General features: G+C 29.1%; 27 protein-coding genes and 1 tRNA gene. 19 read left to right on the forward strand and 9 right to left on the reverse strand.

Going from position 1 to position 23090, the window contains the following annotated elements; all coding sequences use genetic code 11:
* Positions 1–2: 2 nt before the first annotated feature.
* From pgeF to ychF, 5 genes are read left to right on the forward strand one after another with little or no spacing between them, the layout of a single operon-like run.
* On the forward strand, positions 3–764 hold the full coding sequence (gene pgeF / locus AC5SL0_RS05425; RefSeq protein ID WP_267878655.1) for a peptidoglycan editing factor PgeF: 762 nt from the start codon (positions 3–5) through the stop codon (positions 762–764).
* Between the two features lie 6 nt (positions 765–770).
* Positions 771–1703 carry a ribose-phosphate pyrophosphokinase gene (locus AC5SL0_RS05430; RefSeq protein WP_006997814.1) on the forward strand — a complete coding sequence of 311 codons (933 nt, stop codon included), beginning with the start codon at positions 771–773 and terminating at the stop codon, positions 1701–1703.
* A 44-nt stretch (positions 1704–1747) separates the two neighbouring features.
* The gene (locus AC5SL0_RS05435) at positions 1748–2434 is read left to right on the forward strand and encodes a 50S ribosomal protein L25/general stress protein Ctc (protein WP_011281467.1); all 687 of its coding nucleotides are present in this window, start codon (positions 1748–1750) and stop codon (positions 2432–2434) included.
* Between the two features lie 45 nt (positions 2435–2479).
* Complete coding sequence (gene pth / locus AC5SL0_RS05440) at positions 2480–3040, forward strand: aminoacyl-tRNA hydrolase (protein ID WP_011281468.1); 561 nt, start codon at positions 2480–2482, stop codon at positions 3038–3040.
* Positions 3040–4113: a redox-regulated ATPase YchF gene (gene ychF, locus AC5SL0_RS05445; RefSeq protein WP_006997811.1), complete on the forward strand. Its 1074-nt coding sequence runs from the start codon at positions 3040–3042 to the stop codon at positions 4111–4113. Before pth ends, ychF begins: the two co-directional genes overlap by 1 nt.
* On the opposite strand, the gene AC5SL0_RS05450 is transcribed toward ychF, so the two are convergent.
* Genes AC5SL0_RS05450 through petA form a run of 3 tightly spaced genes read right to left on the reverse strand, consistent with a single transcriptional unit; the run spans position 4090 to position 6652 of the window.
* A complete protein-coding gene (locus AC5SL0_RS05450; protein ID WP_011281469.1) occupies positions 4090–4869 on the reverse strand; it encodes a cytochrome c1 in 780 nt (259 codons plus the stop codon). The two genes, ychF and AC5SL0_RS05450, sit on opposite strands and share 24 nt — an antisense overlap.
* Before the next feature lie 4 nt (positions 4870–4873).
* Entirely contained in the window at positions 4874–6133 is a 1260-nt protein-coding gene (locus AC5SL0_RS05455; RefSeq protein ID WP_011281470.1) for a cytochrome b, read from the reverse strand.
* Positions 6134–6142: 9 nt separating this feature from the next.
* Entirely contained in the window at positions 6143–6652 is a 510-nt protein-coding gene (gene petA, locus AC5SL0_RS05460) for a ubiquinol-cytochrome c reductase iron-sulfur subunit (RefSeq protein WP_011281471.1), read from the reverse strand.
* An 86-nt stretch (positions 6653–6738) separates the two neighbouring features.
* Here petA and AC5SL0_RS05465 point away from each other — a divergent pair, with 86 nt between their 5' ends.
* From AC5SL0_RS05465 to greA, 3 genes are read left to right on the forward strand one after another with little or no spacing between them, the layout of a single operon-like run.
* On the forward strand, positions 6739–7200 hold the full coding sequence (locus AC5SL0_RS05465) for a tRNA (cytidine(34)-2'-O)-methyltransferase (protein WP_006997807.1): 462 nt from the start codon (positions 6739–6741) through the stop codon (positions 7198–7200).
* Positions 7200–8027 (forward strand): oxygen-dependent coproporphyrinogen oxidase, encoded by an 828-nt coding sequence (hemF, locus tag AC5SL0_RS05470; protein ID WP_494618048.1) that lies wholly within the window; start codon positions 7200–7202, stop codon positions 8025–8027. Before AC5SL0_RS05465 ends, hemF begins: the two co-directional genes overlap by 1 nt.
* 1 nt (position 8028) lies before the next feature.
* Positions 8029–8505, forward strand: a complete 477-nt coding sequence (gene greA, locus AC5SL0_RS05475) for a transcription elongation factor GreA (RefSeq protein WP_006997805.1) — start codon at positions 8029–8031, stop codon at positions 8503–8505.
* On the opposite strand, the gene AC5SL0_RS05480 is transcribed toward greA, so the two are convergent.
* From AC5SL0_RS05480 to AC5SL0_RS05495, 4 genes are all read right to left on the reverse strand, one after another.
* The gene (locus tag AC5SL0_RS05480) at positions 8502–9776 is read right to left on the reverse strand and encodes a CCA tRNA nucleotidyltransferase (protein ID WP_011281472.1); all 1275 of its coding nucleotides are present in this window, start codon (positions 9774–9776) and stop codon (positions 8502–8504) included. The genes greA and AC5SL0_RS05480 overlap by 4 nt on opposite strands.
* Positions 9777–9779: 3 nt before the next feature.
* Positions 9780–9853: transfer RNA gene (locus AC5SL0_RS05485), tRNA-Gln, on the reverse strand.
* A gap of 32 nt (positions 9854–9885) precedes the next feature.
* The gene (locus AC5SL0_RS05490) at positions 9886–10731 is read right to left on the reverse strand and encodes a 4-(cytidine 5'-diphospho)-2-C-methyl-D-erythritol kinase (RefSeq protein ID WP_011281473.1); all 846 of its coding nucleotides are present in this window, start codon (positions 10729–10731) and stop codon (positions 9886–9888) included.
* A gap of 3 nt (positions 10732–10734) precedes the next feature.
* On the reverse strand, positions 10735–12420 hold the full coding sequence (locus AC5SL0_RS05495; protein ID WP_494574844.1) for a tetratricopeptide repeat protein: 1686 nt from the start codon (positions 12418–12420) through the stop codon (positions 10735–10737).
* An 11-nt stretch (positions 12421–12431) separates the two neighbouring features.
* Between AC5SL0_RS05495 and AC5SL0_RS05500 the strand changes: the two genes are divergently transcribed.
* The 3 genes from AC5SL0_RS05500 (at position 12432) to AC5SL0_RS05510 (ending at position 14915) form a co-directional block, all read left to right on the forward strand.
* Positions 12432–13163 carry a uracil-DNA glycosylase gene (locus AC5SL0_RS05500; protein ID WP_494574846.1) on the forward strand — a complete coding sequence of 244 codons (732 nt, stop codon included), beginning with the start codon at positions 12432–12434 and terminating at the stop codon, positions 13161–13163.
* Positions 13163–13723 carry a ribonuclease HII gene (gene rnhB / locus AC5SL0_RS05505; RefSeq protein ID WP_494574848.1) on the forward strand — a complete coding sequence of 187 codons (561 nt, stop codon included), beginning with the start codon at positions 13163–13165 and terminating at the stop codon, positions 13721–13723. The genes AC5SL0_RS05500 and rnhB overlap by 1 nt, the downstream gene beginning before the upstream one ends.
* A gap of 121 nt (positions 13724–13844) precedes the next feature.
* Complete coding sequence (locus tag AC5SL0_RS05510; protein ID WP_494618050.1) at positions 13845–14915, forward strand: site-specific DNA-methyltransferase; 1071 nt, start codon at positions 13845–13847, stop codon at positions 14913–14915.
* Here the strand turns inward: AC5SL0_RS05510 and AC5SL0_RS05515 are convergent.
* The gene (locus AC5SL0_RS05515; RefSeq protein WP_494618052.1) at positions 14912–16063 is read right to left on the reverse strand and encodes an FAD-dependent monooxygenase; all 1152 of its coding nucleotides are present in this window, start codon (positions 16061–16063) and stop codon (positions 14912–14914) included. The genes AC5SL0_RS05510 and AC5SL0_RS05515 overlap by 4 nt on opposite strands.
* Positions 16063–17043 carry an A/G-specific adenine glycosylase gene (locus AC5SL0_RS05520; RefSeq protein ID WP_494618054.1) on the reverse strand — a complete coding sequence of 327 codons (981 nt, stop codon included), beginning with the start codon at positions 17041–17043 and terminating at the stop codon, positions 16063–16065. Before AC5SL0_RS05520 ends, AC5SL0_RS05515 begins: the two co-directional genes overlap by 1 nt.
* Here AC5SL0_RS05520 and AC5SL0_RS05525 point away from each other — a divergent pair, their 5' ends adjacent.
* The 8 genes from AC5SL0_RS05525 to AC5SL0_RS05560 are packed head-to-tail and all read left to right on the forward strand — an operon-like array spanning position 17044 to position 23062.
* Positions 17044–17532, forward strand: coding sequence for a DciA family protein (locus AC5SL0_RS05525; protein WP_011281480.1), 489 nt, complete (start codon positions 17044–17046; stop codon positions 17530–17532).
* Positions 17529–18119 (forward strand): thioredoxin domain-containing protein, encoded by a 591-nt coding sequence (locus tag AC5SL0_RS05530; protein WP_041185766.1) that lies wholly within the window; start codon positions 17529–17531, stop codon positions 18117–18119. The genes AC5SL0_RS05525 and AC5SL0_RS05530 overlap by 4 nt, the downstream gene beginning before the upstream one ends.
* Positions 18120–18127: 8 nt before the next feature.
* The gene (locus AC5SL0_RS05535; protein WP_011281482.1) at positions 18128–20701 is read left to right on the forward strand and encodes a chromosome segregation SMC family protein; all 2574 of its coding nucleotides are present in this window, start codon (positions 18128–18130) and stop codon (positions 20699–20701) included.
* An 8-nt stretch (positions 20702–20709) separates the two neighbouring features.
* Positions 20710–20985: an AtpZ/AtpI family protein gene (locus AC5SL0_RS05540; RefSeq protein ID WP_006997793.1), complete on the forward strand. Its 276-nt coding sequence runs from the start codon at positions 20710–20712 to the stop codon at positions 20983–20985.
* A 12-nt stretch (positions 20986–20997) separates the two neighbouring features.
* The gene (locus AC5SL0_RS05545) at positions 20998–21732 is read left to right on the forward strand and encodes a F0F1 ATP synthase subunit A (RefSeq protein WP_006997792.1); all 735 of its coding nucleotides are present in this window, start codon (positions 20998–21000) and stop codon (positions 21730–21732) included.
* A gap of 19 nt (positions 21733–21751) precedes the next feature.
* Positions 21752–21979: a F0F1 ATP synthase subunit C gene (locus tag AC5SL0_RS05550; RefSeq protein ID WP_006997791.1), complete on the forward strand. Its 228-nt coding sequence runs from the start codon at positions 21752–21754 to the stop codon at positions 21977–21979.
* 5 nt (positions 21980–21984) lie between these two features.
* Positions 21985–22575, forward strand: a complete 591-nt coding sequence (locus AC5SL0_RS05555) for a F0F1 ATP synthase subunit B family protein (protein ID WP_494617019.1) — start codon at positions 21985–21987, stop codon at positions 22573–22575.
* The gene (locus AC5SL0_RS05560; protein ID WP_006997789.1) at positions 22556–23062 is read left to right on the forward strand and encodes a F0F1 ATP synthase subunit B family protein; all 507 of its coding nucleotides are present in this window, start codon (positions 22556–22558) and stop codon (positions 23060–23062) included. The genes AC5SL0_RS05555 and AC5SL0_RS05560 overlap by 20 nt, the downstream gene beginning before the upstream one ends.
* Positions 23063–23090: the final 28 nt, after the last annotated feature.

A 23090-nucleotide genomic window follows, 5' to 3' on the forward strand; every position in this document is an offset into this window, starting at 1 on the left:
TGATTAAGTCAAAGAAACTCAGTAAATTTAAAAACTTACAGCATGCTTTCTTTAATAGAAAGGGTGGAAAATCTCTAGGTATTTTTAAGAGCTTAAATTGTGGCCCTGGGTCCTCAGACAATAAAAAAAATGTTTTAAAAAATCTTCAAATCGTTCAAAGGAAAATTAAAACTAAGCTTAAAAAAATTATTTTACTAAAGCAAATTCACAGCAATAAATTTCATTTTATAGATAAAAATCTAAAACTTAAAAATTATAATTTTGAAGGAGATGCGCTAGTCACAAATAAAAAGGAATTTCCTATAGCTATATTAACTGCAGATTGTGCTCCAATACTTGTTTATGATGAGAAAGAAAAGATGATTGCTGCAATCCATGCTGGCTGGAAGGGTGCTTTCAAAGGGATAATTAAAAGAACCTTAAATTTTATGATCAAAAAAGGATGTGATCCTAAAAATGTTACTGCAGTTATTGGTCCATGTATTTCAGTAAAAAATTATGAGGTAAAAAAAGATTTTATTAAAAAACTCATTAAAAAGGATGGAAAAAATAAAAAATTTTTTAAAAAAATTCAAAATAAAGATTTCTTTGATTTAAAGAAATACGTCCTTTCTCAATTAAAAGCCTTAAATATAAAGAAAATTGATATAATTAATAAGAATACATTTAATCCTAAAAATAATTTTTTTAGTGCACGAAGATCTATTAGCCGCAATGAGAATGATTATGGTAGAAATATTTCTGTAATTATGATTAATTCATAATATCTCATGAAATTATTAACTGGAAACAGCAATAAACCTCTAAGTAAAAATATTGCAAAATATTTAAAAACTAAGCTTGTAAACTCAAGTATAAAAAAGTTTTCTGATGGAGAAATTTATATAGAAATTAATGAAAATATTAGAGGTAATAGTATCTTTATAATTCAGTCTATTTCATCACCTGCAAACGACAACCTAATGGAATTACTACTTTGCATTGATGCTTTAAAAAGATCTTCAGCAAAAAATATTACTGCCGTCATTCCTTATTTTGGATATGCACGACAAGACAGAAAAGTAGTGCCTAGAACTTCTATTTCTGCAAAACTGGTTTCTAATTTAATTACTAAAGCAGGTGCTGACAGAGTTGTTACTGTAGACCTTCATGCAGGACAAATTCAGGGCTTTTTTGACATTCCTGTAGATAATTTATTTGCTACACCAATTTTTGCAAGACATGCTAAAAAAAATATTAAAAGTAAAAATATTATTTGTGTTGCACCAGACGTTGGTGGAACTGAAAGAGCGAGAGCACTTGGTAAAATTTTAAATGTGGAACTTGCTATTGTGGATAAAAGAAGACCTAAACCAGGACAATCCAAAGTTATGAATGTTATAGGAAATGTTAAAGGGAAAACCTGTATTATAGTTGATGATATAATTGATTCAGGTGGAACTATAGTAAACGCTGCGAAAGCTTTAAAGGATAGAGGCGCTAAAGAGGTTTATGTTTATATTACTCACGGAGTCTTAAGTGGAGAAGCAGTAGATAAAATTAAAAAATCAGTTATTAGAAAATTAGTAATAACGGATACAATTGATAATCACGATAAAATTAAAAATGTTAAAAATATAGAAGTTTTGCCTATTTCAGCACTTATGGGTGAGGCAATTAAAAGGATCTCTAACTCAACATCTGTATCCGATTTATTTAAATAATTATCTTGAGTTATTAAGAAACTTGGGCTAAAAGCCATCTTTTTATGAATTCACTTGATGCAAATACTAGAAATACTAAGTCAAAAGGAGATGTCCGTTCTCTTAGATCGGCTGGAAATATCCCTGGCATAATCTATGGGGGACCAGATCAAAATCAAAAAGTTACTGTATTAAAAAAAACATTAAAATCTTTAATAGATAAAGGAAGTTTCTTATCAAACATAATAACTCTTAATTTAGATGGCAAACCTCAAAATGTTTTACCAAGAGAAATTACTTATAACGTAATATCTGACGAGCCAACTCATATTGATTTTCTAAGAGTTGTACCAGGTGTAAAAATTAGAATAGAAGTGCCTGTGGTATTTATTAATCATGAAACTTCACCAGGCCTAAAAAGAGGTGGAGTACTAAACATTGTGAGAAGAAAAATAGAATTAAAATGTCCAAGTGAAAAAATTCCATCTGCAATAACTATTGATTTAGATGGGGTGGATATTGGGGAAAGTTTCAAAATATCTTCAGTAAAATTAGAAGAAGGTGTTACACCAACTATTATTGGAAGAGATTTTGTAATTGCAACTTTAGCAGCACCTACAGTGATGAAAGAGCCAGAAAAACCAGCTGAAGCTGAAGCAGAAGCAGCAGAAGATGGTAAAGAAGCAGCACCAGCAGCTGAGGGTGATAAAAAAGATGACGGCGAAAAAAAAGCCACTGAAGAAAAAAAATAATCAACTTATCATAGTGAAGACTCCTAGATACGATTTAAAAAAAATATGCTTTTATTTGTAGGCTTAGGAAATCCAACACCCGATAGCGAAAACAACAGACACAATATTGGTTTCAAATTAATTGATGCTCTTAATCAAAAGTTTGGTTTGTCTAAACAAAAACCAAAATTTAAAGGATTATTAACTACAGGTAATGTTGAGGATAAAAAGGTTTATGCAATAAAACCATTAACCTTTATGAATAATTCTGGAATTTGTATAAGGGAATTAATTGAATACTTCAAAATTGATGCTGAAGATGTGATTGTCTTCCATGATGACCTTGACCTTGAATTTGGAAAAGTGAAAGCAAAATTTGCAGGATCAAGTGCAGGACATAATGGAATTGAATCTATAGATAAATTTATTGGTAAAGATTATTCAAGAGTTAGAATAGGAATTGGAAGACCCAAAACTAAGGCTGATGTTGCAGATCATGTATTAAAAGATTTTGATGAAGATGAAATGATACAACTAGAAAAAATTACTAAAAATATTATTGATTCAATGGCTATATTAATTGATAAAAAATTAGATTTATTCTCAAGCACTGTAAATAATAAATAATGAGTTTTAAGTGTGGAATTGTTGGCTTACCTAATGTTGGTAAATCTACACTATTTAATGCACTTACAAATTCTAGTAAGGCACAAGCAGCAAACTTCCCTTTTTGTACGATAGAGCCAAATGTTGGTGTGGTTCCTGTGCCAGATGAAAGACTAGACAAATTGGTAGAAATATCAAAATCAAAAAAAAAAATTAATACTACTATTGAGTTTGTCGATATAGCCGGACTAGTAGCGGGCGCCTCTAAAGGTGAAGGCTTAGGAAATAAATTCTTATCTCATATAAGAGAAGTCGATGCAGTCATTCATATGATCAGATGTTTTGACTCTGATGATATTCAAAATGTGAACCCAACTGTTGATCCAATTAGAGATTTGGAAATTATTGAAACAGAAATGATGTTGGCTGACCTTGAGTCAATACAAAAAAGATTAGAAAAAAATAATAAGAAAAATGTAGATGAGGAGCAATTAAAAATATTAGAAATTGCTTCTGACTGCATAAATAATTCCAAAGATATTCAAATACTTTATGAACAATTTGATAAAAAATTAATAAGCCAAAGTGGTTTATTATCTTTAAAGCCTAAAATTTTTGTATGTAATGTTGATGAGGCAAGTGTTCAAAATGGAAATAAATACACTCAAGCATTTATTGATAAATATGGTGAAAAAAATACCTTAATAGTTTCAGCTGATATTGAGAACCAAATAAATCAATTAGAAAATGAAGAAAAAGAAAATTATATGGAGATGATTGGATTAAAAAGAACTGGTTTAAATATGTTAATTCAAAAAGGTTACAATATTTTAGAGCTAGACACTTATTTTACATCTGGGCCTGAAGAAACTAGAGCTTGGACTATCCAAAAAAATTGTACTGCACCAAAAGCAGCTGGTGAAATACACACTGATTTTGAAAAAGGTTTTATAAGAGCTGAAACAATTGCTTATGAAGACTTCATAGCTAATGATGGTTGGGTCAATTCAAAGACAAATGGAAAAATGAGACTTGAAGGAAAAGATTATATTGTCAAAGATGGTGATATATTAAACTTCAGATTCAATACGTGACCAAATTTTCTTCATACTAAAGTAAACTAGAATAGTTAAAATAATTAAATACAAGATAGCCTTAAAGCCCATCTTGTGTCTGCTTTCTAAATGAGGTTCAGCTGCCCACATTAAAAATGTTGTAACATCTTTTGCCATTTGCTCTTTAGATGCTGTAGTTCCATCACTATATTCTACCAAACCATCTGATAATGGTTCTGCCATCTTAATATTATTTCCATACATAAACTTGTTATAGTAAACACCATCATCAAGCGTTACACCACTCGGTGGATCTTCGTAACCAAGTAGCAATGAGTAAATATAATCAACCCCACCAGTTCTAGCTTTTGCTAGCACAGACATATCAGGAGGATAAGCTCCTCCATTTGCTGCTTGAGCTGCTTTAACATTTTCATAAGGCATGACAAATTTATCAGATAACTTAGCGGGTCTTACAAACATTTCTCCATCATTATTGGGTCCATCTGTAACTTCAAAACTTGCAGCTATTGCTTTAGCCTGCTCTTCTGTAAACTCTGGTCCACCTGGCTCAAATAAGTTTCTATAACTTACATATTTCATTGAATGGCACGATGCACAAACCTCAGTATAAACTTGATATCCTCTTTGAAGTGAACCTCTGTCAAATTTTCCAAATAATCCCTTAAAACTCCAATCTGTTTTTAAAAGATCGACTTTTTCTGCAGCATTAACTGTAAGAGTTCCTACTAATAAAAAAATAATTGAATAACTAATTTTTAAAATATTTTTCACTTAATTAATTTAAACTTTCTTTTTTTTTAACAGCTGATGCCATTGGCATCCCTCCAAGCACTGGTTCTGTAATACTTAAGGGTAATGGTATGGTTTTTTCTTTAAATCCTAATACCGGTAAGATTATTAAAAAGTGAATAAAGTAGTAAGCTGTGGCAACCCTGGCAATCAATAAGTAAAGCCCTTCAGCTGGCATCGCACCTACGTAACCTAGAACTAATACATCCACTACTAGTATCCAATAAAATTGTTTGTAAAGAGGTCTAAATACTGCTGATCTAATTTTTGAAGTATCCAACCAAGGCAGTGCAGCTAAAATTAAAATTGCCGATAGCATTGCAACTACTCCCATTAATTTATCAGGAACTGATCTTAGGATTGCATAAAATGGTAATAGATACCACTCTGGAACGATATGGGCTGGTGTTACCATTGGGTTTGCTTCTATATAATTATCTGCATGCCCTAAAATATTTGGTGAATAAAAAACAAAAAATGCAAATACAATCATAAACATTAATAGTGCAAAGCCATCCTTGATCACAATATATGGATGGAATGGTACTGTATCCTTAGAAGGTTTTTTAACATCAATCCCCACTGGGTTATTGTTTCCAGGAACATGAAGCGCCCAAATATGAAGAACGACTAAGCCCAAGATTAAAAATGGTATTAAGTAATGTAATGTGAAAAACCTTGTTAAAGTTGGGTTATCTACAGAATAACCTCCCCACAACCAATTAACTATTCCCTCACCCACTAAAGGTATGGCGCTAAAAAGATTTGTAATAACTGTTGCTCCCCAAAAACTCATCTGACCCCATGGTAAAACATATCCCATAAATGCTGCTGCCATCATTAAAAGGTAAATTATTATTCCAATAATCCAAATAATTTCTCTTGGAGATTTATATGATCCATAAAACAAAGATCTAAATATGTGAATATAAACTGCTAAGAAAAACATTGAAGCACCGTTTGCATGAATATATCTTATTAACCAACCATAGTTAACGTCCCGCATGATATGTTCAACACTTTCAAAAGCCATGTCAGCATGAGCAATGTAGTGCATAGCCAAAGTTAAACCGGTAACGATTTGTGTAATTAAACAAAAAGTTAAAATCCCACCAAATGTCCACCAATAATTTAAATTCTTAGGTGTTGGATAATCAGTTAAATGACTAGCGAGTGATAAAAGTGGAAGCCTGTCATTAAACCATTTTCCAAATTTTGAACTAGGAACGTACTCGTGATCACTCATAATTATTTATTATCCAATTTTAATAGTGTTGCTGTTAACAAATTCATATTTTGGAACTTCCATGTTTGTTGGAGCAGGACCTTTTCTAATTCTTCCAGAGATATCATAATGTGAACCATGACAAGGACAAAACCAACCATTGTAGTCTCCTTTATCATTTAAAGGGACACATCCTAAATGCGTACAGACACCTAACATAACTAACCATTCTGGATCTTTTGCTCTATCCTCATCTTTTTGAGGGTCTTTTAAATCTTCCATTTTAACAGCTCTTGCTTCAGCTACTTCCTCGGGTGTTCTTCTTTTAATAAAAACTGGTTTTCCTCTCCAGAGTACAGTGATTGTTTTTCCAGGTTGAACTGAACTTACATCAACTTCTGTGCTAGCTAATGCTTTAACAGATGCATCTGGGTTCATTTGATCAACAAGTGGCCAAACAACAGCTCCTACCCCAACAGCACCTACCGCATATGAGGCTGTAAATAAAAATTCTCTTCTTTCAGGTTTTTTTTCAGACATCTTTAATTTTTTGTATATTGTTATCTAATATATGATTTCATATAAGAAAAAAGTTTTTTTTCCACTGAAACAATGACACATAAAACATGAATTTGAGACCTAAAATAGCCTTATATGAACCTGATATTCCTCAAAATACAGCTGCTATTATCAGAACATGTGCATGTCTAGGGGCTGATTTAGAAATAATTGAACCATGTGGTTTTTTATTCAGCGATAAAAGATTTAAAAGAGTTGTGATGGATTATATGGATGAAAAAATGATAAGATTTTATCAAAGTTCAGATGAATTTTTTAAATCAAAAAAGAATGAGAGAGTAATATTATTAACAACTAAATCAGCAGATTCTTATACTGACTTCAAATTTGAGAGTAATGATACACTTTTATTTGGAAGAGAAAGTGCTGGCGTACCAGACCATGTTCATAATTTAATTAAGTATAGGTTAAAAATACCCATGATGGACAATAAAAGATCTTTAAATATAGCCTCTTCAGTTGCTATAATTCTTTCAGAAAATTTAAGGCAAACTAACTTTAATAAATAATGGACAAAGAAATTAAAAAAAAACTTGCTTCTAATTGGTTTAAGTTGCTGCAAAACACAATTTGTAATGACATTGAAAAACTAGAAGGTAAGAAATCTAAGTTTAAATCTAAAACTTGGAATAGAAGTGAAATTAAGGATGAAGGTGGTGGAGAGTTTAGAATTTTAAAAAATGGTAAGATTTTTGAAAAAGTTGGTGTAAATTTTTCAGAAGTGCATGGAAAGTTTTCAAAAAAAATGAGTAAAAAAATCCCAGGTGCCTCTAAAAATCCAAATTTTTGGGCATCAGGAATTTCTATTGTAATGCATATGAAAAATCCTCATGTTCCAGCAATTCATTTTAACACTAGATTTATCTACACAACACATGGATGGTTTGGTGGTGGTATGGACGTAACCCCTTGCATCCAAGATCTTAAAGAAAAAAGCTTCCTTCATACTGAATTAAAAAAAATGTGTGATCGACATGATAAAAAATTTTATAAAAAATATAAAAAGTGGTGTGATGAATATTTTTATTTACCCCATAGAAAAGAAACAAGGGGAATTGGTGGTATTTTTTTTGATTACAAAAAAAAAGATTGGGAGAAAGACTTTAAATTTGTAACAGATCTTGGAGTTACCTTTCAAATGTTATTTAACTCGATAATACAATTGAAACACAAAAAGAAATGGACTGTAAAACAAAAGGAGATACAATATATTAAAAGAGGTAGATATGCTGAGTTTAACTTACTATATGATAGAGGAACAAAATTTGGCCTACAAACAGGTGGTAATGTTGAGGCAATATTAATGTCTTTACCTCCAATAGTAAAATGGAATTAAAATGGATAAAGAACCAATAACAGCAGATGGTCTTGAAAGTTTAAAGGAAGAGTTAATTTTTTTAAAAGAAAAAAAAAGACCTCAAATAGTTGCTGCGATATCTGAAGCAAGATCTCATGGAGATCTGAAAGAGAATGCTGAATATCATGCTGCAAAAGAAGAACAATCTCATAACGAAGGAAGGATTACAGAAATAAATGATATTATTGCAAGAGCAAATGTTATTGATGTAACCAAAATGAGTAATGATGGCAAAGTCATCTTTGGCTCAACTGTAGATTTAGAAAATTTGGATACTGGAGAAAAAATTACCTATAAAATAGTTGGAAAAGACGAGGCTGACCTTCAAAAAAAACTGATATTTTTTCAATCACCTATAGGTAGAGGTTTAATTGGAAAAAACAAAAATGATTTAGTTGAAATTAAAACTCCCGCAGGTGTAAAAAACTTTGAAATTAAAGATGTAAAGTACGTTTAATTACTTACTATTTTTTGAAGTTCTTTATCTGAAATTTTAAAATCATTACTAGTCCAGACTTCTTCTATTGCTTTTAACTTCTGTCCCAGCTCCTTTCCCTCAGGAATTTTATATTTTTCCATCAAAGTACTAGCTTTAAATGGCATAACAGGCATTTCTTTTTTTTTAAAAATTTCAATCATTTTAATTAACTTATTGTCTACTTTTTTGGATTTAAAAATTTTAAAATAAAGAACATCTAATAATGCCTCCCTGCCATTAAAATAAAAAATTTTATTTAGATTTTTTTCTGAAAAGGTTTGGTTCGTATTTTTTTCTAAATTAAACTTATTTAAAAATATAAGTCTTTTTTGATCTTTTTTGGATAAATTAAATTTATAAATAAAGTAATCTACATTATCAGTTCCATCAATAATCATTAAAGATAATAAGAAAATAAAGTCCATTTCAAGAAAGTTTTTTTTTGCAAAACTATTCATTTTATTGAATAGAGAAATATTTTTTATTTGTGGAAAAATAAGATTTATAATCTCTAAACAATCCTTATCCTTAGTTAACTTTAGAAAACCATTTGATTTTAATAATTTTTGAAATTCATCTATTAATCTTTCTGAGGAAATACTTGAAACACCACTTAGGTTTTTTTTAATTGCTTTAATAACTTGTGGGTCATGACTATGCTTAGAATAACTAAGAAAAAATCTGACATATCTTAATACCCTTAAATAATCCTCTTTAATTCTGGTTTCTACATTTCCAATAAAATTAATTTTTCCTCTTTCTAAATCTTTTTTTCCATCAAATGGGTCAAATAAACTTCCTTCAATATCCGCGTAAATAGAATTGATAGTAAAATCTCTTCTAGAAGCATCTTCTTTCCAGCTATCAGAGAACTCTACTTTTGCATGTCGTCCATCTGTATCAATGTCTTTTCTCAATGATGTAATTTCAAACTTTATATCATTAATTAACGCTGTAATTGTTCCATGTTCTATTCCACTCTCGTAATATTTTATGTCCTTTTTAGTAAGAGCCTCACAAACCTCTTTTGGATTTAAATTAACTGCTAAATCTATGTCATCATATGCTTCTTTATTAATAATCTTTCTTACACATCCACCTACATACCGGATTTCACTATTGCTAGAGTATGAATGAATTGCTTCAAATATTTTTGAAACCTCTGTTTCCTTTTTAATATTTTTGAAGCCTAAATTTATGTGATTAAGGTTTTGAGATCTAAAAAAAATTTTATCTAATAAGCTATTCATATATGGCTGGCCCACAAGGATTCGAACCTCGGATCTCTGTACCAAAAACAGATGTGATACCACTTCACCATGGGCCAATATTAGTTGCATATATCACAAAAAAAAAAAATTATATAGTTTTTGATTCAATACACCAGTGGTTATTAAATTTTCGTTTATATTGGCTGCATGCTTTTTTGCAGGCCTTTTTGGAATGAAAATAAGCCACTATTGAGGATCCTGATCCGGACATTCTAACAAATAGGGTGTTGGGTAAACCATTGAGGTAGGATTTAATTCTTTTAAGTTCTGGATATTTATTTAAGGCAACCTTTTCAAGATCATTGTCCAAATTTTTTAAATATTTTGCTTCAAATAGTTTCTGTTTAGGAGGGTTAAATTGAGGTTTAGAGAATGAATCAACTTTAGAATAAATATATTTTGTAGAACATCCAAAGTTAGGTTTCGCAACCAATATATGAAATTTAATTTTATTTTTGAATTTTTTAATATCTCCATTAGATAAAAGAATAGCAAGTGATGGCTTTATACCTAAAATCACATCTGATCCTATTTCATTACTTATTTTTTTTGAGTCATTTTTTTTTATTTTAATTAATTTTTTTTCAATAAAAAAATTTAATAGACTGGCAGCATTCATAGACCCACCTCCCATTCCGGCTTTTTGAGGTATATGTTTTATAACTTTAATTTCAAATTTTTTATTATTCAAAAGTTTTTTGTTATCTAAAATTTTTAACAATTTTGAAATAGTATTAATTTTACTGATGTTTTTAGAAAATCTTCCAATAAAATTGATTTTATGCTGTTTTGTATTGCTTTCTGTTATTGTAATTGAATCATGTAAATCGATAAAAGAAATTAAACTTTCGATATTATGAAGCTTTGATTTTTTTCCTGTAACGTTTAGAGCTAAATTTATCTTTGCATAAGACTTTATCTTAAAACTATTCATAATTTAGGAATTTTTTAATCCCTCTAATAATTTATTTTTAATAGTTTTTTTCATGGCATCTTCAGTCTCATCTAAATTTAAAACAGCTTGCCAAAAATATCTTGCTTGAATTTTTCTATCAAGCTGCCAAAGAATATCACCGTAATGATCATTAACTACTGGATCCTGAGGCATTAATTCAACTGCTCTTTTAAGAAAATTTTCTGCTTTTTCATATTCGTCAACTAAGTAATATGCCCAACCGATTGAATCAATAATGTATGGATCGTTACTTCTGGCTTCATAAGCTTTTTCAAGCATTTTAAGAGCAGTATCAATTTTATGCTCTCTTTCCAACCATGAGTAAGCTAAATAATTTAATACATAAGCATCATCTGGGTTGGCTTCTAGAGACTTTAATAAATCTTTATCTGCTTTTACATAATCTCCAGATCTCTCGTAACTTCCTCCACGCCTATATAATATTTCAGCGTATAAGTCAGAATTAGCGTTCATTTTTAAAAGTATTTGATCATAAAAATTTATTGCTTCAATATATTTTTTTGCATTTTTATGCATATTTGCAATATCAAATATAATTTTTTTATTTGGGTTTTTAATTTCTTTAAATTTTTCATTGATAAATTTTAGAGATGCTTCTTTATTATTTTTTTTTAAAATAATTTGAGACTCTTTTTTTAACTTAAACCAATAATAAAATTCATGCTTTTTATCAAATGCTTCAAGAGTTTTTAATGTATTGGAATAATCATCACTCAAATAATAATTTTCAGCTAATAAAGACAAATTGAAAATAAATTTAGGATTTAAATAGTTTGCTATATTTAAATAAAAATTTGATTTCTCATAATCATTCTGAGAGGAATAGAGATTTGCTATTAGAAAAAATAGTTCACTAACAATGTCATTCGAATTTGTACATGAAAAAATTTCTTGGAAATTATCTAAGTTTTTATCTTCTATCCATTTTTTACCTTGAGAAATTAATACTGATGAATTTAAATAATCAAAATTATTAGTAACTTTTTTTGCCTTATCGTAATTATCTTTCTTGATTAAATAACTGATCAAAAAAAATACATACCTTGAATAATCAGCATCGTTTTGTGAATTAATTAATGTATTAAAATATCTCTCTGTATCTTTATCATTTAAATAACATCTTTGAAAAACTTCGTTAATAAATGAAAAATTTCCAAACGTATTTGTTTGTTTCACTAATTTTTTTTCTTCAAAAACTGATAAATATTGCTTGAAGGTTTCTGCAATGATTAATGAAAGTCTATCATTGTTAATAAATTCATATGATCTATCAATATAAACTTTACTTTTTTTAAAGTTTTTTTTCTTTAAACTATCAACCGCCAGCAACAAATTAGCCTGAAAAAAGTCAGAGTTGTTTTTTGTTGAGTTCTGTTTAACTTGATTAATTGCTTTCTCAACTTTGCCATCAAGTACTAAGGAAAATACATACCTCTCAAGATAGGCATCATGCTGTTTTATTAATATTTTTGATGAATTAAAAAATTTTAAAGCTTCTGTATTATCTAGATTTTCATAAGCTACAATTCCTGAAAAATAATTAGACAAATACCTTGCATTAAAATCATTTAAACTGGTATTTTTTGAGTATAATGGACTCTGATAAAGTATTAATATTAAAAAGAATTTAAAAAACTTTACCAACATTTGGCCATTCTATGTCTAAAAAAGTAATAAATCAAAAAACGAATTTTGACTCTGAGTTCTTAAACTCTACTGGATCTGACTTTATTTTTGATGAAAAACCAATCAATAGACTAAAAAATACTAGTAATGACTTAAAAAAAGATCTGAGTATTCAAAAAATAGATAAAGTTAAAGAGCTTGAGAATCTTAAAGAACAAATAAACTCAATTAGTGATTGTAACTTAAAGAATAATTCAAAAAAAATAATTTTAGGAGATGGAAATATTAATAGCCCTATAATGTTAATTGGTGAAGCTCCAGGCGTTGAAGAAGATAATGCCGGATTAACTTTTATGGGTGAGGTAGGAGATCTTTTAAAAAAAATGCTAATTGCAATAAATATTGAAAAACAAAATATTTATACAACATATGCTGTAAACTTTAGGCCCCCTGAAGATCGAAAGCCAAACTCTACAGAAATTAAAAGATATTCTCAATTTTTACAAAAACATATTTCAATAATAAATCCTAAAATAATAATTCTTATGGGTAGTACTGCTATGGAATCTTTAACTGGTTTAAATAGTAAAATTTCTATTGAAAGAGGAAAATGGAAAGAAGTAATTGTAAAGAATACAAGTTACAACGTTATCATAACTTTTAACCCCTCTTATCTTTTAAGAGCTCCTGAAAATAAAAAACATTCATGGGATGACTTAAAAAAGATTAAACAAAAAATCTTAGAACTAAACCTATCCGTTTAATGAAAATCTTAGCAGGTGTTGATGAAGTTGGTAGAGGAAGCTTAATCGGACCCGTTTATGCAGCAGCTGTCATATTAAATAATTCTATTGATAAAAAATTATTAAAAGATTCAAAAACTCTAACAAAAGACAAAAGAGAAGAGCTTGAAAAATATATTAAAAAAAATTCTATATGGGCTATAGGTCAGGCGTCGACTAAAGAAATTGAAAAAATTAATATATTGCATGCAAGTTTACTTGCAATGAAAAGAGCCATTCTTAAATTGAAGATAAAACCTTCACTTGTTTTAATTGATGGTAACAAACTACCTGATTTAAAAAACTATAAATTAGAATATGTAATTAAAGGAGATCAAAAAATTCCAAGCATTTCTGCTGCATCAATTATTGCAAAAGTCAGTAGAGATAAATTTATTACAAAACTTTCAAAAGAATTTAATAATTATGGATGGGATACAAACTCTGGTTATGGAACCAAAGAACATTTAAAGGCAATTAAACAATTTGGTATTACCAAATATCACCGTAAAACATTTTCTCCTGTTAGTGATCTTCTATAAATCCTAATAATAGCAACACAAGATCTGGTTGTTTAAGAAATAATAAACACAAATTGAATCCATTTAATTCAATCACAGGTTGACCGTGGAATCTGTTTGGAGTCTAATTGTTTTATACAAAATGGAAAACAATTTTAAAAATAAGATTATTAATGGTGACAGTCTTGAGGAATTAAAAAAAATTCCAAGCGAAACCTTTGATCTTGTTTTTGCTGATCCACCATACAATTTACAATTAAAAAATTCACTTACTAGACCAGATAGAAGCAAAGTCAGTGCTGTTAACGATAAATGGGATCAGTTTGAAAGCTTTAAAAAATATGATGACTTTACGCTTGCTTGGCTTTCTGAATGTAAAAGAATATTAAAAAAAGATGGAGCCATCTGGGTTATCGGAAGCTATCATAATATTTTTAGAGTAGGCACTGCAATACAAAATTTGGGTTTTTGGATTTTAAATGATGTTATCTGGAATAAGAATAACCCAATGCCTAATTTCAGAGGAACAAGGTTTACAAACGCTCATGAAACTTTAATTTGGGCTTCTAAAAGTGAGAAGTCAAAATATACTTTTAACTATCAATCTTTGAAATGTTTAAATGACGATCTTCAAATGAGATCTAATTGGAATTTACCTATTTGTAATGGTGCAGAAAGACTTAAAAAAAATGGTAAAAAAGTTCACTCTACTCAAAAACCAGAATCTTTATTACATAGAGTTTTATTGGCATCATCAAACAAGGACGATTTAATTCTAGACCCATTCTTAGGATCTGGAACAACTGCAACGGTTGCAAAAAAATTAGGTAGAAAATATTATGGTATAGAGAAAGAGAAGACTTATTTTAAAGCAGCAGAAGAAAGGTTAAAAAATACAAAACCTTTGGAGGATAATTTCTTAGACACTTTAAAAAATAATCGATCTAAGCCTAGAATACCTTTTGGATCACTAGTAGAGCTTGGAATAATAAAGCCTGGAACAAGTATTTTTGATCAAAAGAAAAAAATAGTTGCTAAGATTATGGCAGATGGAAGTATCAAGCATAATCAAGCTGAAGGATCAATTCATAAAGTTGCAGCAACAATACTTGGTTCTGAAAGCTGTAATGGATGGACTTATTGGCATTGTACAGTGAATGGTGTTTCTGTGCCAATTGATAATTTAAGACAAAGATTAATTTCTAAAAATTAGTCTTTATAAATTTTACCAAGATAACTGTTAATAAATTTTTCATTTTTAACTAATTTTTTTATTACTAAATTTCTAATCCAAATTATTAATGGATTAGATAAATGAAAAGCAAAATAATTGAGTTTTGATTTCATATCAATCATCCTTACTCTTTTAACTCTTTCAGAGTTAAATTGAGTGTTTTCATTTTCTAAATTTTTATAAAGTTCATTGGCAACCTCTATTGATTGAGAGGCGCCTTGAGCAAAGGTTGGGGGTAAAGCAAAAAAGGCATCTCCAATGATAAAAGTATCTTTATTTTTTGGTTCATTGACATCAGAACTCACAAATATTGGAAAACATTTAATACTTTTTAGATTGTTCATTGTTTCAGTGGGTACTTGCTTTGATATTTCAGATATAATAGATGCAGCAAAATCTTTGTTCTCAAATAAAGAATAATCAGATAACTCTTTAGTGCTAAGCTTTTTTCTAAAAATGGTAATAAAATTAAACTGTCCTTTGCTATTAACCGGATAAAGAACTGAGTGTAAATTAGACCCTAAAAACAAAGATATATTCTGTGAGTTAATGCCCTTAAGGGCATCCTGGTCAATTGTTGCTCTTAAGGCAATAGAGTTAAAATACTTTGGCTTAGTTTCTTTATTGGCAATTAATGATTTTGTCTTTGAAAAAGTTCCATCGGAGATAATTAAGTAATCACATTTAACAGATAAACCATCCTCAAAAGAAACTTCTTTACTTTCTGCTTCTTCATTAATTTTTATAACTTTTTTATTATAATGAATAATATTTTCATGAAGCCCATCTTTTAAGAAATTAATTAAAGTAGAGCGTTGTAAGGTAGTATATTTTGTATCAGTGCTGTTAAACATGGATATATCTAAATCACATATTTTTTTATTATTTTTTAAAGAATAAAAATCTAGTTTATTGGGGTGAAATTTATCTTCTATCCTGATTTTTTGAAAATTTATTTGATTTAACAGTTTGATGCTATTAACTGAAAGTTGAATTCCATATCCTTTTTCCAAATTAACAGAAGCATTTTTCTCATAAATTGTCACTTGGTAATTAGAGTTTTGACTTAAAAGATTTGCAATATACAGACCTGAAATACCAGCTCCTATTATTGCTATATTTTTCATTAAATCTTTTTTAAATAATTAAAAATTTTTTTAGTAAATGTGGGCAAAGTATAATCTTCAAGCTTAGAGCTATCAATCCAAGAAGAGTTAGAAATTTCACCTTTTAACTTGGAAAACTTGATTATTACATTCATATTCATATTGGATATCTTGAAGTTTAAAGCTTTTGCTAAATTATCAGGTTTGGATATTTGCTTCATGGGAAATATTTGCAAATTCTTTAAAAAATTAAATTTAGTATTTTTGATTAACAAAAATTTATTATTCTTTTTATAAACTTCTAATAAATAAAATTTATCAATCTTCTTTTTTCTTTCTTTTATTATTTCAAAATCTTTTTTTTTAAAAGACTTACAATTTTTAATTAAAGGACATTGGTGACATAAGGGATTTTTAGGTCGACAAATCAATGCACCTAGCTCCATTAGCGCTTGAGCATAATCGCTTGCTCTAGTTGAATTACCTAATATCTTTTTATTCTTAACAAGATTATCTTTTGTAATTTCTTTGAGTAATTTTAAATTTAATAATCTTTTAATTACTCTTTCAATATTTCCATCTAAGGGAATAAATGGCTTGTTAAAGGCAATTGCCATTATTGCATTAGAAGTGTAGTCACCTATTCCAGGTAATAATTTTAATTCATCAATCGTGTTTGGTAACCTTCTGTTAAAATTTTTTTCTAATATTTGTGCAGTCTTTTTTAAGTTTTTTACTCTTGAATAATAACCAAGGCCCTCCCAATATTTTAAAAGCTTATGTTCCTTAATTTTTGATAGAGATTTAATATCTGGAATATCTTTTATAAAATTATTAAAGTATGGAATTACAGTTGCAACCTGCGTTTGCTGTAACATAAATTCACTCACTAACGTATAATATTCTCGCTTAACTTGTGATAGCTCTTTTCTCCATGGGAGTGATCTTTTATTATTATCGTACCAATAAAGAATTTTTTTTGTTAGTATGGATTTGGTCATATGCAATTTAAAAATAATACTAAGCAGAGGTTTAAAACTATTCAAGGCTTAAGGTCTTTTAAAGACACTTTGCCAAAAAACATTAAAAAAATAATCAAAAAAAAGGGTCATATATTTTCTGAAACACTTAATAACTGGAAGTACATAGTTGGAGATGATCTTTTTCAAATATGCTATCCCAAATCCTTTAAAAATTCGAATAAATTTGGAGTAAGCACTCTTCAAATAATGGTAAAGAGAGGACATGAGATTGATTTAGAGTATTCTAAAAAAATAATAATGGATAAAATGAATAGTTTTTTTGGCTATGCCGTTGTTGAGAAATTGAAATTCATAAGCTTTGATGACGCCCAAACAAAGTTCAAAAAATTAGACACTAATGAAAATCATGTGACAAATATTAAATATGCAGATAGGATAAATAGTATTAAGAATGATAAAATTAAAAAATCATTACTTGAATTAACAAAACTATTTAAACAACGATGAAAAAATTCACCTCAACATTATTTATAATATTTTTAATCTTCTCCACTAAAGCGCTTGCTGCAGATAATGAAATGGTCAAAAGAATTTCTGAAGGAAAAGAAAGTGCGAAAATAACAATAATTGCATACGAGTCATTGACTTGTGGTCACTGTGCAAATTTTCATAAAGATGTATTACCTGAACTTAAAAAGGACTTCATTGATAAAGGATTAGTAAAAATAGAATTTAGACATTTTCCATTAGATTTAGCAGCTTTTAATGCATCAAAAATTGCTCAGTGTAATAACGATGGTAATTCAAATATTTTGCATATTTTATACTCTGGGCAAAAAAAATGGGCTAGAGGAAAAACTCCAGAAGAAGCAACGGGTTATTTAAAAAAATTCTTAGAAAGTGAAAGTGTAAACTTAGATTTTGAAAAATGCTTAAGTGATAAAGCTATAGAAGATTTTGTTTTAAATGATCGAATCGATGGGGTAAAAAAATTTGAAGTTAATGCTACTCCTACGATAATAATTAATGATAAAAAGTTTGATAAAGCCCTAAATTATAAGAATTTAAAAAAATATCTGGAAAAACTGATATAAGTTAGTCCATGGAGTTTAAAAAAATCCAATTAAACGGATTTAAATCATTTGCTGAAAAAACAAATTTTCTTATAGAACATGGCTTAACCGGTATTGTTGGTCCAAACGGTTGTGGGAAATCTAATATTGTGGAATCCTTAAGGTGGGTTATGGGTGAAACCTCAGCTAAGAGTATGCGTGGTTCAGGTATGGAAGATGTTATCTTTAATGGTACATCTAATAAATCTTCTAAAAATATAGCAGAGGTTTCTATTAGTGTAGATAATGCAAGTCATGATGGTCCAATGCAATATAAAGATTTAGATCATATTGAAGTTAGAAGAAAGATTGAAAAAGATAAGGGTTCAAAATTTTATATAAATGACAAAGAAGTTAGAGCTAGAGACGCTCAAATGTTTTTTGCAGATTTATCTACGGGTGCTCATTCACCATCAATGATTAGTCAGGGACGAATTGGAGCTTTAGTAACTGCTAAGCCTACTGACAGGCGTGCAATCTTGGAGGAAGCAGCTAATATTTCAGGGTTACATGTGAGAAGGCATGAGGCTGAACTTAGATTAAATGCTGCAGAGACAAACTTAAAAAGAGCTGATGAATTAAGAAGACAACAAGAAAAACAATTAGCAAACCTTCAGAAACAAGCTGAAGAGGCAACGAAATATAAACTTATATCTGAAGAAATAAAAAAAATTGAAGCAGGGCTATATTATTTAAAATTATTAGACATTGATAATGAGATTAGAATAGAAAATGAAATTAACAATGAAGCTGAAGGAGAAGTAAGTAACTTCAATCAACAGATTGCTCAATTTGAAAATTTAATTAAAACTGAAACAGATAAAGTTTCTCCCTTAAGAGAAAAAAATATAGAAAATCTATCCAAAATTCAAAGATTAAATTTAGAGCTACAAAATTTAGATGAAGAAAATGTTAGAACTCAAGATGAAATTGAAAATATTAAAAAATCCCTAAAAACTATCGAGGAAGATATAGACAGAGAAAAAGGGATTGTAATTGATGCTAACTCAAATGAAAGACGCCTAAAAGAAGAGAAAGCTGAATTAATAGAAATAGATTCTAAATATTTTGAAACAGAAAAATTATCAAACGAAGATCTTGAGAAGGCAAAAAACCTATTAAAAGATGAACAAAAATCTGTTGATGAAATTATTAATATTTTTGCTGATGGAAATATAAATATTGCTATTGGGCCAATTAAAAATGTTAAAAATACAATCACCAGAGCTAAAGAATTGATTAATAACAATGAAATTAATCAAGCGCTTACTTTACTTGATAGATGTCAAATTGAAATAGATGGTTTTTTAGATAATCTTGAAGATGAAGAGAGTAAGAAAAAGCTTTCTAATATTAATGAAAAAAATGAAAATATAAAATTATTGCAAGAAAAATATGCTGATAGTTTTAGTAAAAATCAATCAATAAAAAAAGAGTCTGTAAAAAGAAATGAAAGAATTAAAGCCATAGAATCAGAAGTTGAAAGTTGGAAAAACTTACTCTCTAATTCTGAAAAAATGGTAACAGAATTAACTGAAAGAAAAAATAAATTACTATCACAGTTAAATGAGCGTGATCAACAACCCAAAGCCCAAGCAGAAAGAAAAGGGCAAATTACTGAGGGTCTAAGAATTTCACAAAATGAAAAAATTGAAAATGAAAAAATAATTGAAGAAACAGATAAAAAGATAAACTCTTTAAGACTTGAGTTAAATGACGTTCAAGAAAGATCTATTCAAATCAGAGAAAGAAAAGCTAGCTCAGGAGCAACTGTCGAAGGTTTAAAAAAACGTAAAGAAGATCTGTTAGAAAGAGTTAGTTCTGAACTTAATCTTGAAGAAAATGATATTCTAGAAAATTCTAATTTAAATGGTGTTGAAGAGCTACCTGACTCTGTTGCGCAAGAAGATGCTTTAGATAAAAAAAAAAATGAAAGAGAAAAATTGGGATCAGTTAACCTTAGAGCTGATGAAGAAACTAGTAAATATGAAATAGAAATTAAAAAAATGGAACAAGATAGAGAAGATCTTGTATCTGCTATTATAAAATTAAAAGAAAGTATTAATGAATTAAATCAAAAAGGAAGAGAAAGACTATTAGAAGCTTTTGAAAAAGTTAATAGAAAATTTAATGAAGTTTATACAAAACTATTTAACGGTGGAAATGCAAAACTAGAGTTAGTAGACTCTGATGACCCTCTTGAAGCTGGTTTAGAAATGCTGGTAAGTCCTCCTGGTAAAAGACTTCAGTCTATAACTTTATTATCTGGTGGTGAACAAGCTTTAACAGCCTTGTCTCTTATTTTTGCAGTGTTCCTTACTAACCCATCTCCAATCTGTGTTTTAGATGAGGTTGATGCTCCACTAGATGATGCTAACGTAACAAGATTTTGTGGACTTCTTGATGATTTAACTAAAATAACTGACACTAAATTTATTATCGTAACTCACCATGCTCTAACTATGTCAAAAATGAATAGACTTTATGGAGTTACAATGCCTGAAAAAGGTATTAGCCAACTTGTTGCTGTTGATTTACAAAAAGCAGAGAGCATGGTTGCTTAACAATTTGAATGCCAAAAGATAGCCTTAAAACTCGCTTGGAGATTGCAAAAAATAAGCTTTCTAAGAAAAATCTGTATAAAAATGAAGAGGCGCCCTCTTCTATTGGGACTGCCTTTAAATTAAGTACAGAATTAGTGTCCGCAGTGGCAGTTGGGACAATTATAGGGTTTATTTTAGACAAGACCTTTGGTACTAAGCCCTGGTTAATATTAATATTTTTTTTTGTAGGTGTTGTTGCTGGAATTATAAACGTATTCAGATCTGCAAAAAATATGCAAAAATAGATTTAAAAAATTATGGCTACAAACCCGATGAACCAATTCGAAGTTTATAGAATTGGACCAGAAATTAAATTAGGCGCAATAGATATTTCTTTCACAAATGCAAGCTTGTTTATGGTGATTAGTTCTCTTGCAATCTTACTAATTTTTAATTTAGGGTCAAAAAAAAATTCTTTACTACCAAGCAAGATGCAACTTCTTTCTGAATTAAGTTACACTTTTGTTTCCAAAATGATTAGTGATACCGCAGGATCAAAAGCAAAACCTTACTTTGCGTTTATCTTCTCAATATTTATGTTTGTGCTATTCTGTAACATGTTTGGGATGATCCCTTATGCCTTTACAGTAACTAGCCATATCATTGTTACTTTTATCTTGGCTTCATTTATTTTTGTGGGTGTAACAATTATTGGATTTATGAAACATGGATTAGGATATTTAAAACTATTTGTACCTAGCGGAGTACCTGCTGTACTATTACCACTAATAGTTGTTATAGAAATAATTTCTTACTTAAGTAGACCAGTTAGTCTTTCAGTTCGTTTATTTGCAAACATGATGGCTGGTCATACAATGATGAAAGTTTTCGGAGGCTTTGTAATAAGCCTTGGAATAGTTGGTGGATGGCTTCCACTGAGTTTTTCGGTTGCATTAACTGGCTTGGAAATACTAGTTGCTTTTCTTCAAGCATATGTTTTCGCAATCTTAACCTGCATCTACTTAAATGATGCATTAAATTTACACCATTAACTAACATAAGGAGGATATAATGGAATTAGAAGCAGCAAAAATGATCGGAGCAGGACTAGCAGCAATAGCTCTAGCGGGTGCCGGTGTTGGGATTGGAATTATCTTTGGTAATTACCTTTCTGGCGCAATGAGAAACCCATCTGCAGCTCAAAAACAATTTCCTAATCTTTTATTAGGTTTTGCTTTAGCTGAAGCAACTGGCCTATTTGGATTAGTTGTAGCGTTAATTATTTTATTTGCATTTTAAATTTAATGATTAAAAAAATATTTTTTCAGTCGATATTTTTAAGCTTCCTGTTTTTTATGGAAGCTTTTGCAGCTGAAAGCGGTGGAATGCCTCAATTAAATCCAGAGTTTTGGGTTTCTCAAATTTTTTGGTTAATTATTACTTTAGGAATTTTATATGTTGTTTTATCTAAACTTATACTTCCAAAAATAAGTGCCAATCTAGAAACTAGAAAATCTCAAATTTTAGAAAATATTGAGGCTGCGGAAAAACAAAGAGAAGAAAGTGAACAAAAAATTGAAGAATACGAAAAGATAGTACAATCTAGCAAGAATGAAGCAAAAAACTACTTTAAACAAGCTAGAGAAAAAGTACTGAAAGATATTGGTGTAAAGAAAGAAATACTGGAAAAAGAGCTTGATGAAGAAGTTAATAAAGCTGAGATTGAGATAAAAACTTTTAGAGATAATGCACCAGAAAAAATCAAAAAAATTGCTGTAGAGACCTCTTCGGACTTACTGCAGGAACTAATAGGAGCTGAAGTTAACAGTAGTAGTATTTCTGCAATAGTAGAAGATCTTTCAAGAAAAAAAATGGATGAATATTATGGTAATTGATGCAACTTTTTGGGTAGCTATATCCTTTTTAATATTTATTGGAGCTTTAGTTTATTTAAAAATACCTCAAAAGATTAATGAACTTTTAAATAAGCTTATCCTTGATATTAAAAATGAAATAGATGAAAGTGAAAAACTAAGACAAGAGGCAAAGGTTTTATTAGATAACGCTCAAAATAAACTTGATACCGCACAAACTGTGAGCAATGATATTTTACAACAAGCCAAAAAAGATAGCGATCATCTTATAATCGAAATGAATGATAAATTTCATAAATCTTCAGAAATTAAAAAAAGTTTAGCAGAAAATAAAATTTCACAAATGAAAGAAGCTGCACTTAAAGAAATAAAAGATGTTTCAATTAAAATTGCTGTTGATTCTGTTAAAAAAATTATTAACACATCTGTTGATAAATCAAAACTTGATGGTCTTTTTGAAAAAAACCTTGAAGAAACAAAAATAGCTTTAAAAAAAATAAGCTCATAATTACCTTACAATTTTTTAAAAAAACTAT

The organism is Candidatus Pelagibacter sp. PS_16, assembly GCF_059417965.1.

What these genes read in the sequence shown, in the direction of transcription:
- ychF (WP_006997811.1), top strand. Translation starts at nt 3,040, where the DNA reads ATGAGTTTTAAGTGTGGAATTGTTGGCTTACCTAATGTTGGTAAATCT.
- greA (WP_006997805.1), top strand. Translation starts at nt 8,029, where the DNA reads ATGGATAAAGAACCAATAACAGCAGATGGTCTTGAAAGTTTAAAGGAA.
- AC5SL0_RS05520 (WP_494618054.1), bottom strand. Translation starts at nt 17,043, where the DNA reads ATGACCAAATCCATACTAACAAAAAAAATTCTTTATTGGTACGATAAT.
- AC5SL0_RS05455 (WP_011281470.1), bottom strand. Translation starts at nt 6,133, where the DNA reads ATGAGTGATCACGAGTACGTTCCTAGTTCAAAATTTGGAAAATGGTTT.
- AC5SL0_RS05515 (WP_494618052.1), bottom strand. Translation starts at nt 16,063, where the DNA reads ATGAAAAATATAGCAATAATAGGAGCTGGTATTTCAGGTCTGTATATT.
- hemF (WP_494618048.1), top strand. Translation starts at nt 7,200, where the DNA reads ATGGACAAAGAAATTAAAAAAAAACTTGCTTCTAATTGGTTTAAGTTG.
- AC5SL0_RS05510 (WP_494618050.1), top strand. Translation starts at nt 13,845, where the DNA reads ATGGAAAACAATTTTAAAAATAAGATTATTAATGGTGACAGTCTTGAG.
- AC5SL0_RS05490 (WP_011281473.1), bottom strand. Translation starts at nt 10,731, where the DNA reads ATGAATAGTTTTAAGATAAAGTCTTATGCAAAGATAAATTTAGCTCTA.
- AC5SL0_RS05560 (WP_006997789.1), top strand. Translation starts at nt 22,556, where the DNA reads ATGAATATTATGGTAATTGATGCAACTTTTTGGGTAGCTATATCCTTT.
- AC5SL0_RS05545 (WP_006997792.1), top strand. Translation starts at nt 20,998, where the DNA reads ATGGCTACAAACCCGATGAACCAATTCGAAGTTTATAGAATTGGACCA.
- petA (WP_011281471.1), bottom strand. Translation starts at nt 6,652, where the DNA reads ATGTCTGAAAAAAAACCTGAAAGAAGAGAATTTTTATTTACAGCCTCA.
- AC5SL0_RS05430 (WP_006997814.1), top strand. Translation starts at nt 771, where the DNA reads ATGAAATTATTAACTGGAAACAGCAATAAACCTCTAAGTAAAAATATT.
- AC5SL0_RS05500 (WP_494574846.1), top strand. Translation starts at nt 12,432, where the DNA reads ATGTCTAAAAAAGTAATAAATCAAAAAACGAATTTTGACTCTGAGTTC.
- AC5SL0_RS05540 (WP_006997793.1), top strand. Translation starts at nt 20,710, where the DNA reads ATGCCAAAAGATAGCCTTAAAACTCGCTTGGAGATTGCAAAAAATAAG.
- AC5SL0_RS05535 (WP_011281482.1), top strand. Translation starts at nt 18,128, where the DNA reads ATGGAGTTTAAAAAAATCCAATTAAACGGATTTAAATCATTTGCTGAA.
- AC5SL0_RS05525 (WP_011281480.1), top strand. Translation starts at nt 17,044, where the DNA reads ATGCAATTTAAAAATAATACTAAGCAGAGGTTTAAAACTATTCAAGGC.
- AC5SL0_RS05550 (WP_006997791.1), top strand. Translation starts at nt 21,752, where the DNA reads ATGGAATTAGAAGCAGCAAAAATGATCGGAGCAGGACTAGCAGCAATA.
- AC5SL0_RS05495 (WP_494574844.1), bottom strand. Translation starts at nt 12,420, where the DNA reads ATGTTGGTAAAGTTTTTTAAATTCTTTTTAATATTAATACTTTATCAG.
- AC5SL0_RS05530 (WP_041185766.1), top strand. Translation starts at nt 17,529, where the DNA reads ATGAAAAAATTCACCTCAACATTATTTATAATATTTTTAATCTTCTCC.
- pth (WP_011281468.1), top strand. Translation starts at nt 2,480, where the DNA reads ATGCTTTTATTTGTAGGCTTAGGAAATCCAACACCCGATAGCGAAAAC.
- AC5SL0_RS05465 (WP_006997807.1), top strand. Translation starts at nt 6,739, where the DNA reads ATGAATTTGAGACCTAAAATAGCCTTATATGAACCTGATATTCCTCAA.
- AC5SL0_RS05555 (WP_494617019.1), top strand. Translation starts at nt 21,985, where the DNA reads ATGATTAAAAAAATATTTTTTCAGTCGATATTTTTAAGCTTCCTGTTT.
- AC5SL0_RS05480 (WP_011281472.1), bottom strand. Translation starts at nt 9,776, where the DNA reads ATGAATAGCTTATTAGATAAAATTTTTTTTAGATCTCAAAACCTTAAT.
- AC5SL0_RS05435 (WP_011281467.1), top strand. Translation starts at nt 1,748, where the DNA reads ATGAATTCACTTGATGCAAATACTAGAAATACTAAGTCAAAAGGAGAT.
- rnhB (WP_494574848.1), top strand. Translation starts at nt 13,163, where the DNA reads ATGAAAATCTTAGCAGGTGTTGATGAAGTTGGTAGAGGAAGCTTAATC.